Annotated in this window: 9 protein-coding genes; 6 read left to right on the top strand and 3 right to left on the bottom strand. The window is 32.7% G+C overall.

The genetic code is table 11. The annotated features are described in order from the left end of the window. Positions 1 to 6 precede the first annotated feature (6 nt). From ACFQ1Q_RS04415 to ACFQ1Q_RS04400, 4 genes are all read left to right on the top strand, one after another. Positions 7 to 468 carry a VOC family protein gene (locus tag ACFQ1Q_RS04415; RefSeq protein WP_386128380.1) on the top strand — a complete coding sequence of 154 codons (462 nt, stop codon included), beginning with the start codon at positions 7 to 9 and terminating at the stop codon, positions 466 to 468. Between the two features lie 61 nt (positions 469 to 529). Next, positions 530 to 1,093, top strand: a complete 564-nt coding sequence (locus tag ACFQ1Q_RS04410; RefSeq protein ID WP_386128378.1) for a CopD family protein — start codon at positions 530 to 532, stop codon at positions 1,091 to 1,093. Positions 1,094 to 1,136: 43 nt separating this feature from the next. Then, complete coding sequence (locus ACFQ1Q_RS04405; RefSeq protein ID WP_386128376.1) at positions 1,137 to 2,591, top strand: sensor histidine kinase; 1,455 nt, start codon at positions 1,137 to 1,139, stop codon at positions 2,589 to 2,591. Positions 2,592 to 2,675: 84 nt separating this feature from the next. Next, positions 2,676 to 3,458 carry an enoyl-CoA hydratase/isomerase family protein gene (locus ACFQ1Q_RS04400; protein ID WP_386128374.1) on the top strand — a complete coding sequence of 261 codons (783 nt, stop codon included), beginning with the start codon at positions 2,676 to 2,678 and terminating at the stop codon, positions 3,456 to 3,458. A 36-nt stretch (positions 3,459 to 3,494) separates the two neighbouring features. Here the strand turns inward: ACFQ1Q_RS04400 and ACFQ1Q_RS04395 are convergent, their stop codons facing one another. After that, entirely contained in the window at positions 3,495 to 7,460 is a 3,966-nt protein-coding gene (locus ACFQ1Q_RS04395) for a T9SS type B sorting domain-containing protein (RefSeq protein ID WP_386128372.1), read from the bottom strand. Between the two features lie 149 nt (positions 7,461 to 7,609). Between ACFQ1Q_RS04395 and ACFQ1Q_RS04390 the strand changes: the two genes are divergently transcribed. Further along, positions 7,610 to 8,920 carry a vanadium-dependent haloperoxidase gene (locus ACFQ1Q_RS04390; protein WP_386128370.1) on the top strand — a complete coding sequence of 437 codons (1,311 nt, stop codon included), beginning with the start codon at positions 7,610 to 7,612 and terminating at the stop codon, positions 8,918 to 8,920. A gap of 7 nt (positions 8,921 to 8,927) precedes the next feature. Then, positions 8,928 to 12,290 (top strand): VCBS repeat-containing protein, encoded by a 3,363-nt coding sequence (locus ACFQ1Q_RS04385; RefSeq protein WP_386128367.1) that lies wholly within the window; start codon positions 8,928 to 8,930, stop codon positions 12,288 to 12,290. Positions 12,291 to 12,292: 2 nt separating this feature from the next. Here ACFQ1Q_RS04385 and ACFQ1Q_RS04380 read toward each other — a convergent pair whose 3' ends face one another. Together ACFQ1Q_RS04380 and ACFQ1Q_RS04375 are read right to left on the bottom strand one after the other, a co-directional pair. Next, entirely contained in the window at positions 12,293 to 12,946 is a 654-nt protein-coding gene (locus ACFQ1Q_RS04380) for an HD domain-containing protein (RefSeq protein WP_386128365.1), read from the bottom strand. Further along, the gene (locus tag ACFQ1Q_RS04375; RefSeq protein WP_386128363.1) at positions 12,943 to 13,680 is read right to left on the bottom strand and encodes a lysophospholipid acyltransferase family protein; all 738 of its coding nucleotides are present in this window, start codon (positions 13,678 to 13,680) and stop codon (positions 12,943 to 12,945) included. The genes ACFQ1Q_RS04380 and ACFQ1Q_RS04375 overlap by 4 nt, the downstream gene beginning before the upstream one ends. Positions 13,681 to 13,748 lie beyond the last annotated feature (68 nt).

The following is a 13,748-nucleotide window of genomic DNA, read 5'->3' as shown; positions in this document are numbered from 1 at the left end:
ATTCAGATGATAAAAGGACTCTATGAAACGCATTTATTTGTTGAAAATCTTGAACGCTCTATTGATTTTTATAAGAATACGCTTGGTTTAATACAATGCCGTTTTAATAATGACAGACGCACTTCCTTTTTCTGGATTGGAGATGACAAGCAGTATATGCTTGGTCTTTGGGAAAAACCAAAAGACCAAATTGATGTTAGACATTTCGCCTTTAAGTGTGAGCCAGATTGGATTTTAAATGAGTCAATCGATTTTTTAAAATCTCGAAATATTGAATACTGGAATTTTTTAAATGACGGAACAAATGGCCCTATGGTTTTTGTTTGGATGCCAGCTATTTCCATATATTTTTGCGACCCTAATGGACATTATCTCGAATTTATTGGTATTCTGCCGGGCAAGCCAAAATCCAATAGTGAAAAGCGAGTGGTCACGTATGAAGAATGGCTTAAAATAAAAGACGAATAACTATTAAATAGCATTTCATTTAATAGAACTTATATAAAATCTGAAATAGGTAAGATTACATATGGAAAACATTTTAGCAGAATATTACAATTACATAAAATCACTACATATCATTTTTGTAGTCACTTGGTTTGCAGGTTTATTCTATATCCCAAGATTGTTTGTTTACCAGATTGAAGCGTTTCATAAACCATCTCCAGAAAAAGAAATCTTAGGAAAGCAATTAAAACTAATGGCAAAACGCTTATGGTTTATTATCACGTGGCCTTCAAGTATTTTAGCAATTTTATTTGGTATTTTGTTGGTTTGGTCAAGACTATTTTACTTAACAGACGCTTGGATGCAAGTGAAACTAGGCTTTGTGTTATTGCTCATTATTTATCAAATACAAACCCACGTGTATTACAAGCAACTTCAAAAAGATATCGTAAAAAAGTCTTCGAGTTTTATGCGTATTTGGAATGAAGGTGCCACCTTCATTTTATTTGCTGTAGTCTTCCTTGTGGTATTAAAAAACGCACTAAATTGGGTGTTTGGAGTTATAGGAATTGTCGTTTTAGGGATTTTGATTATGCTTGGTTTTAAGATTTATAAAAACATTAGAGCAAAAAATCCAGACGCATAGTTGGCGTGATTATTGCTATATTTAACAGAACTTAAAATTCTGCATGGCTTTAAAAAAATTATCTCTTCGCGCGCGCATATTTATTGCTATGATACTTTTAGTATTATTGGCTTCGATATTAATCGCGGTGGTTACCATTCATCAATACAATGAAGAGGCAAGAGAGTATCATGACGACCGTTTAGAGCGCAAAGAAGCTGCAATACGAAGAAGTATAGATTTAGTTATTAATGAAACTTCTTTTCCTGTTATCACAGAAAAACTACCTTTTATTTTTAAAGACGAAATTTTTAATATTGCCAGTGTACATGGTTTACAAATTAACCTTTATGATTTAGAAGGGCAATTGCTAAAATCATCTAAAGCTTCACTTCAAAAAAATACGGTAAACCAATGTTTAAGTGCCGAAGTTCTTAATCAATTATCAGGTACGGCCGAACACCGTCATGTTGTCAAAAATGAAATTAATGGTAAGGTTTTTCAGTCTTCCTATTCATACATTACGGATAAAAAATTTAAGAATATTGCTATTTTAAATATCCCTTATTTAGAAGATGACGATATTTTTAATAGAGAGCTTAACGAGTTTTTAACTCGAATCGGTTACGCCTATTTAATTATGATTTTGGCAGCTATTGTAATGGCCTATTTTGTTTCTAAATACATAACACGTTCTCTAAAAACTATTAGCGATAAAATGAATGCTACGCGTTTAGAAAAACGCAACACAAAAATAGATATAGAGACTTCTAGTGAAGAAATTGAAACACTTGTAAAATCGTATAATAGTATGATAGACGAACTTGAAGCATCTGCAGTGCAGCTGGCAACAAGTGAGCGCGAACAAGCCTGGCGAGAAATGGCAAAGCAAGTTGCCCACGAGATAAAAAACCCGTTGACACCAATGCGATTAAGTGTTCAAAGTTTTCAAAGAAAATTTGACCCCAATGATGAAAATATTCAGCAAAAGGTTTCAGAATATAGCAATACGTTAATACAGCAAATAGACACTATGAGTTCTATTGCATCTGCATTCTCCAACTTCGCAAAAATGCCTGCACAACAGAAAGAAGAATTAGATGTTGTGCACGTGGTAAAGCTAGCGTTAGATATTTTTAATGAAAATTACATTCATTTTCTTCCAGAGGAAAAAGAAATAATTGCCAATTTTGACAGAACCCAACTCATTAGAGTAGTCACTAATTTGGTAAAAAACAGTATCCAGGCCATTCCTGATGACACCGAAAATCCTAAAATTGAAGTTCGGGTATTTACAGACACAAACAATGTAAACATTACTGTACAAGACAATGGTGTTGGTATAAGTGAAGAAAACCAATTAAAGGTGTTCGAACCAAAGTTTACCACAAAAACCAGTGGAATGGGACTTGGGTTGGCTATGGTAAAAAAGATAGTCGAAACTTATAATGGTTCTATTACTTTTACAACTGAATTTGGAAAAGGCACTATCTTTACGGTAACATTTCCTAAGAAATAAAACTAATTTAAATTTGAGCAGCAGTCAAGAAATTTTAAAGTTGAACTTATATTAATTCATTTTTAAGTCTATAAATAACAAACTATGAGCTACCAAAACATACTTTCAGAATCATCAAACGGTATTACAACTATTACCATTAATCGTCCAAAGAAATTAAACGCATTAAATAGAGAAACCATAAAAGAACTGCATGATGCATTTGCTGAAGCAGACCAATCAGCAGATACTAAAGTTATAATTTTAACAGGAAGTGGCGAAAAAGCTTTTGTAGCAGGAGCAGATATAAGTGAATTTGCAAATTTTAGCGTAGCCGAAGGCGGAAAATTAGCTGCAAAAGGGCAAGAGTTATTGTTTGATTTTGTAGAAAATTTAAGTACGCCAGTTATTGCAGCTGTTAATGGGTTTGCTCTTGGTGGTGGACTAGAACTGGCAATGGCTTGTCATTTTAGAGTAGCAAGTACAAACGCAAAAATGGGTTTACCAGAGGTTTCACTGGGCGTAATTCCTGGTTACGGTGGTACGCAACGTTTACCGCAATTGGTCGGTAAAGGTCGCGCTATGGAAATGGTAATGACAGCTGGTATGATTGAATCTAATCAGGCTCTAGAATATGGTTTAGTAAATCATGTTACATCACTTGAAGAGTTAATTCCACTTGCCGAAAAGTTAGCTGGTAAAATAATGAGAAATTCATCAGTTGCAATCGCAGAAGCCATAAGAGCAATTAATGCAAACTATAAAGATGGTGTTGATGGTTATAAAGCCGAAATTGAGGCTTTTGGTAATTGTTTTGGTACCGAAGATTTTAAAGAAGGCACAACTGCATTTTTAGAAAAAAGAAAGGCAGATTTTCCTGGAAAATAGTATTTATATATAAAAGATTGTTGATTCTAAAACTTATTATCGTTTTAGTGTAAAATGTGATTTAAAAACGCGCTTAATTCCATCTAAAGGTTCGGTATATTCAACAGAAAACCAATAATCACTCGTTGGCATATTATTGCCATTGTAGGTACCATCCCAACCTGCTCCAGTTGGACTTAATTGTTTTAATAACTTTCCATAACGGTCAAAAATATAAATCTTGGCATCTGGTTGATTTGCAATACTTTTTATATTCCAAGTATCATGGTTGCCATCGTTATTGGGTGTAAAATATAGAGGATAGTCTATGATACTTTTTGTAACAGAAATTATTTCACAATTATATAAATCTCTAACAAAAATTTCGTGTAAACCTCCAGCAACATTTGTAAAAGTCCCTGAAGCTTGATAAGGTCCATTGTCTAAACTAAATTCATAATCGCCATTACCAATTACCGAAGCTTGTAAAGTGTTATTTCCAGAAAATGCAGCGCTAATAAGCTCTATCGAAATTTCTTCAGGTGGATAAGATGCAGCAACATTTGTCGTAGCAGAAATTGTACAACCAGTTGCGTTATTTGTTGCTATAATAGTATAGTTTCCTTCTTGAACAGGACTAAATGTTGGACCAGTTGCTCCTGAAATTAAAATTTCTGCTGGATTATCTATAGTTTCTTGCTCTGTACCAGAGTACCATTGAAAAGTATACTCTGCAGAATTTAACATGGTATCAATTGGGGGATTTGGTAATACCGTAGTATCACTATCAACTACCATTTCGGTATTAGATAAACAAATAACGTAATTATCTTCTATAGCAATTTCTGGAACAGGGTTCACAATAATCACAAAAGGGATAACAACAAAACACTGTTGATTTAAAGGGTCAATAGGTGTGACTCTTACGTACAAATTTTGGCTTACAGGTATATTGTTTGTAAATGAAAGCGGATTATTTATGGCAGCAGAGGTGTTTTCTGGATTTGCAGATGCTAATGCTTCAAATTCATAGTAAGTAAATATATAGTCGTTAGCGTCAAGGTCATTAGAAGGGTTGTTGTCTAATAAGTTCATTATATCAGGAACTATGCGTGTAATATCAAAATTATCAAAACCGTCATTATCAACTTCACATTCTTCTATAGGGTTTGGTGTAAAGTTGTATTCGTCAAAAATGATGGTATTTAGCGTTAGGGTTTCAATTGAAAAACAACTATTACCTGCCGTAGCTAATACTATTAGATCAGATGTTAATTGTGTATGTATATAATTTTCTGGATTTGGAATTGGAGTGTTATTTTCAAAATCTGTCTGATTTTCATAATAAGTTATTGATATGCTATCATCGTTTCCAGTAATTTCATCTTCTCTTATTGTTAAGTTATATAAGGTATTTATTTCTGTAGAGCAAATATCGATTGAAGTTGGAGAAAAAATTGTTGGATTTTCTAAAACGACCAAATCAAAAGACATGTCTATAGCATTAAAGCATTCTTCAGCATCTGGGACGCCATTATCATTTGTATCAAAAGTAGCTCTCACAAAAATGGTTTGTCCTGCACTTGTAAAAGCAGTTGGTACAGCAATAGGTATATCGTTTTCAGCATTTTCAAGCGATGTATAATATCTTACAATTATAGTTCTAGTCTGTGTGCCTATTACCTCGTTATTTTTTGAGGTTAAATCAAATTCCGCTTCGCCTGTGCTGCTACACAATTCGTAAGGAGCAATTGCATTATTAATTGGAACACTATCAACATTTAAAATAATGTGAGGTCCTAAGCCTTGACAGCCGTTAATATCAGTATTATCTACCCTAACCCAAATTGTCTGAGAATTTGGAGATAATTGATTTCTAAAATTTGTAATATCTGTTATTGAATTTAATTCTTGTAACGCATCATTTTCACTTAAATAATAAGTGGTTTCAAGATTTTGTCCACTTGCAAATAAACTTTCAATTTGAGCTGTTGCGTCACTAAAATCAAAATTACTAATTCCATCTGTGTTTGACCCTAGAATAGTATCATCACAAGATTCATAGATTAGTTGAAAATCTTGAGGAATCTGCGTTGCCTCAACAGCTAAATTTATTTCCGAAATTTTATAACAGTTGTTTTCGTTTTCTATTCTAGCATAAATAACATCATTTAAAGGTGTAACATTTTCATACGAGGTAAAATTTAATATTTCGTCTGTTGCATTTTCTGTTTCTGCGCTATTCAAAGATGTATAGTATGAAAAATTGTAAGTTGAATTATTACTTATTAAAATATTTGCTTCGTTAAGGTTAAAGATTGTTATTCCATCTTGGTCAGTATCACATTGCTCTAAATTTACGGCAAGAATTACTGCTGGCAAATCAAAAACTTCTAACTCAATAGAAATTAGGCCAAAACATGTAACTGATTGTGTACTCTGTCCACGCGCCCAAACAAAACCACTTGCAGATTCGTAGTTACTGCTCGTAGTTATTTGATTTGTTAGATTATTGGCGTCATTTTCTGTAGGGTAAAAAGTAACATCAATATTAGATTGAGAACCAATGATTTGTGGTGTCAGCGCATCTAAATCAAAAAACGACAAACCATTATCATTTGCACATTGACTTATAGTATCAATAGTGTTTATCTGTACATTACCAACGCTGATAGTAATGGGTGCACTTTGCGTACAATCTGCTATAGACTCAATTAATAAACGGTATTGACCACTATTTTCAAGATTGTTTGGGAGCGAAATAGAAATACTATTATCCGTGTTGGTTGTAATTTGGCCAACTGTTGTTCCATTTGTAAAATTTCCAAACTCATCACTTAAAACCGCTGTAAACAAAGTGTCAGGTGCAAATGTTCCGCTTAAGGTAAAGGGAAGGTTGAAATTCGTTCCTGCGCAGGTATCTATAGCTGGGTTTGGTTCAGTAATTTCAATTCCTTTTAATAAATCTGTATAAATGGTAGAAAACACTTGACCATTTTTACTGTAAGTAACAACAATGTCATTAAATGTAGTATTACGACTTATGTTATGGCTATCGCCATCAGATATAACTATTGGGGTTTCAAAATCTTCACCTTGATTAAAACTAACACTCATCACTAAGTTACTATTAAAATCTCTGTAACCATCTATAATTGTACCTTGATTGTCAGAAAACAATGTTCTACCCTGTGCCGTTGTATTAGTACCAAAGGTTATCTGTTCTGCAATACCAGTTGAGGTGTCTATTTTATAACCAATACTACCTTCTCCAGCTACAAAAAGAAAAGTTCCGCAAGGACCATCACTTATAGAATAACTGGAAAAGAACACATCACCATCTCCTGTAAGCGGAATTTGATTAAAAATTTGCCCATCATCAGTGCTATCGTATAATTCTAATGACGGATTGTCTCTAGGTGCAAATACAACACCATTTTGATCTGTAAGTATGTCCGCATACACATAGGTTGGTAAATTTACAGTTGTAAAAGTTCCATTTCCGTTGTTGTTATTTACAAATACATTAGCACCTGATTGGTCAACGATATAAACGTTACTATCAAAAGTTGTCATATGGCAGCTTATTGAAAATACATTAGTTGCACTTACTGCATTTGGTGTTGAAAAAGACACACCACTATCGGTACTAATACTTAAGGTTACAGCACTGTTTTCTATCCAAGCCACAAAAATGTCTCCATTTGAATTGATGGCAATTTCAGGTTCAACAAATGTCGATAAACTACTAATTTGTACACTCGGTAGAAAACTAGCACCTCTATCTTCACTTTTTGACACTCTAATTCCTTCGCTTCCGGCAAAAGCAATATAAATATTACCAATATTGTCAACAGCAATGTTTCGACTAGTATTTGCAGAGCCAATATTATTAGAAGTACCAACGTCACTTACTAAAATATCTGAGAAGAGTACAGTTTGAGAATACGAAAGAAAAAATACTGATAGTATACTTAATGTTGAAAAAAGAAACTTTAAGATATTTAAAGATTGATGCTGCATGGTAATATTATTGAAAGGCAATTTATAATTTTATTGCTTAGTAAGAAAAGTAACAGCATTTTTTATTTAAAAAGCACTAAATATAGGGTTAAAATAATCTTCTGGTTTATTATGATTTATTGGTTATATTTATTTTAGAATTTATACGCATGACATTTAGATTTTTACCCTTATTTATTCTCTTTCTTTTGGTCTCTTGTGAAAAAGAAACCGATGCCAATATTCAAATTTTTCAAGCTTCAGATGTAAATAACGCTAATACAGTTTTGTTAGAGGCAGTAATGGAAGATGCCTTTACACCACCAGTTGCTAGCCGAATATATGCTTACTCACATTTAGCACACTATATTACATTACAAAGCTTAAGAAAAGACAGCTTAGTAGAGATTACCTCAAAAATTAATGGTTTAGCTGATTTAAAATTTCCAAAATCTAAAGACGTAAATCCAGAATTAGCTTCGCTGTTAGCGTTTTCAAACGTTGGAAAAAAACTTATTTATTCCGAACATTTTTTTGATGATTTAACCGACAGTTTAAAAACTAAATCTTTGCGTTTAGGGCTTTCGGAGGCAATTATTAAAAACTCAGAAGACTATGCTTTAAGTATTTCAAATCATATAGGATTATGGATTGATAAAGATAATTACAATCATACAAGAACATTATCTCGTTTTACAAGTACAAAAAAACCCGAAAATTGGCGCGAAACACCTCCAGATTATGCTACAGGATTAGAACCACATTGGGATAAAATTAGAACAATGGCTATAGATAGCGCCAATGTATTTAGATATAAACCTTTACCAGAATATAGTACAGAAAAAAATTCTGAATTTTATAATATGGTAATAGAGGTCTATAATGCTGTAAAAAATAAAACCGAAGCTACAGAGAAAACCGCTTGGTTTTGGGATTGTAATCCAATCATGACAGTTCATAAAGGACATATGGTAACAACCATCCACAAATTTACGCCACCAGGTCATTGGCTTAATATTGTTAATCAAGTATCAACCAAAGAAAAATCAGATTATTTTACTACGACAAAAGCTTATACGCTTACTTCAATGGCTATGTTTGATGCAATTATTGCGGCATGGCATGTTAAATATAAAACGGATTTAGTAAGGCCAGTTACTTATATTCAAGAAAATATTGATACTGATTGGAGTCCTGTTTTGCAAACGCCACCGTTTCCAGAATATACAAGCGGACATAGTGCAACATCGGCTTCTGCAGCAGAGATATTATCTTCAATTTATGGAGATAATTATGCATTTACTGATAACACGCAGTTACGTTTTGGTTTAGAAGATAGAAGTTTTAAATCATTTAGAGAGGCAGCAAACCAAGTAAATTTAAGCCGATTTTATGGTGGTATACATTATAAACAAGGTGTTGAAGAAGGCGCAAGGCAAGGTCGCGAAATCGCCAATTTAATTTTAAAAAAATTACAATAATATTTAGATGAGGTTTATAAAATATTTTAGTGTTATCGCTTTTTATTTCATATGTTTTTCATGCAAAGATGAATCCATAACCCAAACTACAAAATCTCAAAAATCAGTAACAGAAACACCTAAATATGAAGGTCCTCAGTTATTTTCATATCTAGAGCCTTCACAAACAAATATAAATTTTAAAAATATTGTTGAAGAAACGGAGTCTTTCAACTTTATACTATACGCTTACTTGTATAATGGTGGTGGAGTTGCCATTGGAGATATTAATAACGATGGTTTAGAGGATTTGTATTTTACAGGTAATACAATAAGTGATAAACTTTATTTAAATCAGGGTAATTTTAAGTTTAAAGATATTACAGAATCTGCTAAAGTCGGACGTGGAAAAGGGTATAAAACAGGTGTCACTATGGCCGATGTAAATAACGATGGGTTTTTAGATATCTACGTTTGTAAATCTGCAGTAAACAATGATGTTCTCAGAAAAAACAGACTATATATTAACAATGGAGATTTAACATTTACCGAAAAATCTGAAGAATACGGTTTAGACGATTCAGGATATTCCGTACAAGCTTATTTTTTTGATTCTGATGGTGATAATGATTTAGATGTGTATGTTTTAAATCATTCAGATAATATGCTTGAAGCCAATCAAATAAAAGTTTCTAAAAACGACAAAGGAGAATTAGTCGTAGCTCAATTAGATGATTATACAGGTAGAACAGACCGCTTTTACGTTAACGAAAACGGGAAGTATATAGATAAATCCAAATCTGCTGGTGTTTTAGGAGATGCATTTGGACTGAGTGCAGTCATAGGAGATTTTAATAACGATTTTAAGCCAGATATATATGTATGTAATGATTATGCCATGCCAGATAGGTTATTTATAAATCAGGGTAACAATACGTTTAAGGATGAGTTGTACAATTATTTTAGTAACACCTCTTTTTCCTCAATGGGCTCAGATTATGCCGATGTAAATAATGATGGTAATATTGATATTATGACTTTAGATATGTCACCACAAAAAAACGATAGGCGTAAAATGATGATGATGCCACAAAATTATAATAAGTACGAAAAAATGGTAAAGTATGGTTTTGGAGCACAGTTTACAGCAAATGCATTACAAATAAATACAGGAACAAATACGTTTTCTAATATTGCATTTAAAGACAACTTAGCACAAACCGAATGGAGTTGGAGTGTGCTTTTAGCCGATTTTGATAATGATGGACTTAAGGACATACATATTACAAATGGCTACTTAAGAGACGTTACTGATAACGACTATTCGAGATATAAAATGGATGAACTTCAAAAGAAGCTCAATACTAAACAAATTACACTAAAACAATGGATTGAAGAAATACCGAGTGTTGCGGTTCCTTCAGTTTTATATAAAAATGAAGGAGAAAATAGTTTTAAAGATGTTTCTAAAATTTGGAACAGTGGAAAACCTGCTTTTTCTAACGGTTCTGCTTATGCCGATTTAAATAATGACGGTTATCTCGATGTCGTTGTAAGTAATATCAATGACGTACCATTTATCATGAAGAATAATGGCAAGTTACAACTCAACAATAATTTTATTTCAGTAAATTTTAGTCACAATAGTGCTATAAATCCAATAGGTACAATAGCCAAATTAGAGTTGTCTAACGGTACAATTTTAACTGAAAATTATAGTCCAACGCGCGGCTTTTTATCTTCTTCTCAACACAGACTTCATTTTGGAATTCCTAAAGGAGAAACAGCTAAAAATTTAACCATTATTTGGCCAAACCAAAAAATACAGGTTGTTGAAGTTCCAAAATTAAATCAAAAAATTACTATTGATTATAAGCCTACTTCTACTTTCAAGGCTGAAGAAAATGAGTCCTTATATTTTATAGACAACACAAAACTATTGAGCAATAATTTTACTCATAAAGAAAATGATTTTACAGATTTTAAAAGAGAACCATTATTGCATCATAAATTAAGCGAAGAAGGTCCGGCAGTTGCTATTGCAGACGTAAATGGAGATGGATTAGAAGATGTATATCTTGGAGGTGCTAAAGATTACAAGGGTAAATTATTATTACAGACCGAAAGCGGAATTTTTATAGAAAAGGAAATTTTAGCTTTTGAAGTCGACAAAACTCATGAAGATACAGATGCTATTTTCTTTGATGCTAATGGAGATAGTCACTTAGATTTGTACGTTGTTTCTGGCGGAAATGAAAGTAAAGCAAATACACAAAACTATCTAGATCGATTGTACTTTGGCAACGGCAAAGGTGATTTTAGTAGAATTAGAAATGTGTTACCAAATATTTACGAGAGCGGTTCTGTAGTAAAAATTCACGATATAGATGGAGATGGACAAAAAGATATTTTTGTTGGCTCTAGAAGTGTTCCTGGTCAGTATCCTTTAGCTCCAAAAAGTATTTTATTAAAAAATGAAAATGGAAGTTTTAAAGATGTAAGTACGCAATGGGCTCAGGAAGTTTTAGATATTGGAATGATAACTGATGCCGAGTTTGCAGACTTAGATAATGATGGAACAAATGAGTTAATTGTAGCTGGTGAATGGATGCCAGTATCAGTTTTTAAATGGGAAAATAATAAGTATAAAAATGTTACCTCGACATATGGTTTAGAGACCAAAACAGGTTGGTGGAATTCAATCACTATTGCAGATGTAAATAACGATGGTTTTAAAGATATTATTGGAGGAAATCTTGGAATTAATACAATATTTAAGGCTACAGAAAGTCAACCAGTTGAGTTGTACTATAAAGATTTTGATGGTAACGGAAGTATCGACCCTGTAATAACTACATATAACGAAGGCGTTAGTTATCCGCTTCATAATCGAGACAGAATTTTAGACCAAATGCCCTTTTTAAAAAAGCGTTTTACACGATATGCACCATATGCCAATGCAAAAATTACTGATGTTTTTCAACCTAATGAATTAAATAATGCTAAAGTTTTAAAGGCAAATCATTTACGGCACACACTATTTATAAATAATGGAGGAAAAAGTTTTACGTCTCAAGATTTGCCAAACGAAACACAGATTTCCGTACTTAATGACGCTGTTGTTAGAGATCTAAATGGCGACGAACGTTTAGATATTATTACAGGTGGAAATTTCTACGGAACAGATGCTGAATATGGTAGATATGACGCTTCAATAGGAGCAACGTTAATCAATAAGGGTAATGCTAATTTTGAAGCTGTAAAACCAACAAAGAGTGGTTTAAAAATTGAAGGTAATGTTCAGCATATAAAAGAGATTATGATTAAAGGAAAACCTCATCTTTTGATTATAAGAAACAATGCTGAAGCCAGTCTAATAGAAATAAAATAATATTACAATTTGCCATTCCATTCGGCATAAAATTGCTTTAGAAATTTTTCCATGTAACTATGACGTTCAGCAGCTATTTTTTGGCCAGTTTTGGTATTCATTTTATCTTTTAAAAGCAATAGTTTTTCATAAAAATGATTGATGGTTGGTGCCGAAGAATTTTTATATTCCTCTTTAGTCATATTCAAGTTTGGAGCAATTTCAGGATTGTAAAGCGCTCTATTTTTAAAGCCACCATAATTAAAACAACGTGCAATTCCAATGGCACCAATAGCATCTAAACGGTCGGCATCTTGGACAACTTCTAATTCTTTAGATGTAAATTTTTCACCTTCTTCAAATGTATTTTTAAAAGACATGTTTTCTATAATTGCAACAACATGTTCTATGACCTTACTATCTACATTTTGTTCAAACAAAAATTTTCGTGCTATTTTTGGGCCAACAGTTTCGTCGCCATCATGAAATTTTGGGTCTGCAATATCATGAAGTAGAGCAGCGAGTGATACAACTTCTATATCAACATCTTCATGTTTAGCAATATTCAAAGTGTTTTTATACACGCGCTCAATATGAAACCAATCATGACCACCTTCAGCATTTGCTAACTCGCTTTTTACAAATGTAATTGTTGCTTCTATTAATGCATTTATCATTTTATAATTGCGGTTGTGATGGTGGTTTCAAGTTGTTGAATTAAATCGTCATGATTTTTAAAATCATTTAAATCTAAAGGCTCATGTACCTTAAATTTTATGTGTGCACCTATACCCATCGGAAATTTTCCATAACGCAAAGTTTTCCAAGAGTTGTTTATAGTAATTGGAGCAATTAATGCATTTGGCGTATTTTCAAACATGGTTTTTAACCCTTTTGTTTTAAAAGGTTTTGGCGCACCTGTTCGGCTACGCGTGCCCTCAGGAAATATAACAGCGGCCCAATTATGTTTTGCAATACGATGGGCAAAAGTTTTTATTGCGGCAAGAGATTCTACGGGTTTTCTTCTATCAATTAAAACAGAACCACCATGACGTAAATTATAGGATACGCTTGGTATGCCTTTGCCTAATTCTTTTTTGCTAACAAATTTTACATGGTGTTTGCGCATGTACCAAATTATTGGAGGAATATCATAAGTACTTTGATGGTTAGCAACAATAATTAGCGGTCTATCTGTTGGGATGTTATGCGGATTATTAAACGTAAAACGCGTACCTAAAATATTAAGACAGCGCATTAAAAAAAATTGAAGCACGTCCACACTTTTTTTATGTGCTTTATAACCAAACATATTAAAACAAATCCACTGAATTGGGTGAAACACAATTAATGATAACGCAAAAAAGAAAAAGTAGATAATTGTAATTGGATATGCGAGTAGTTTCATCATGCCGTAAAAATATAAAAAGTAGGCAAAAAAAAACTGTCATTTTGAGCGTAGTTAAAAACAATCTTTAA

It is taken from the genome of Winogradskyella litorisediminis (assembly GCF_042675765.1).
Lineage (GTDB): Bacteria > Bacteroidota > Bacteroidia > Flavobacteriales > Flavobacteriaceae > Winogradskyella > Winogradskyella litorisediminis.
This window is presented reverse-complemented; position numbering and strand designations above follow the sequence as displayed.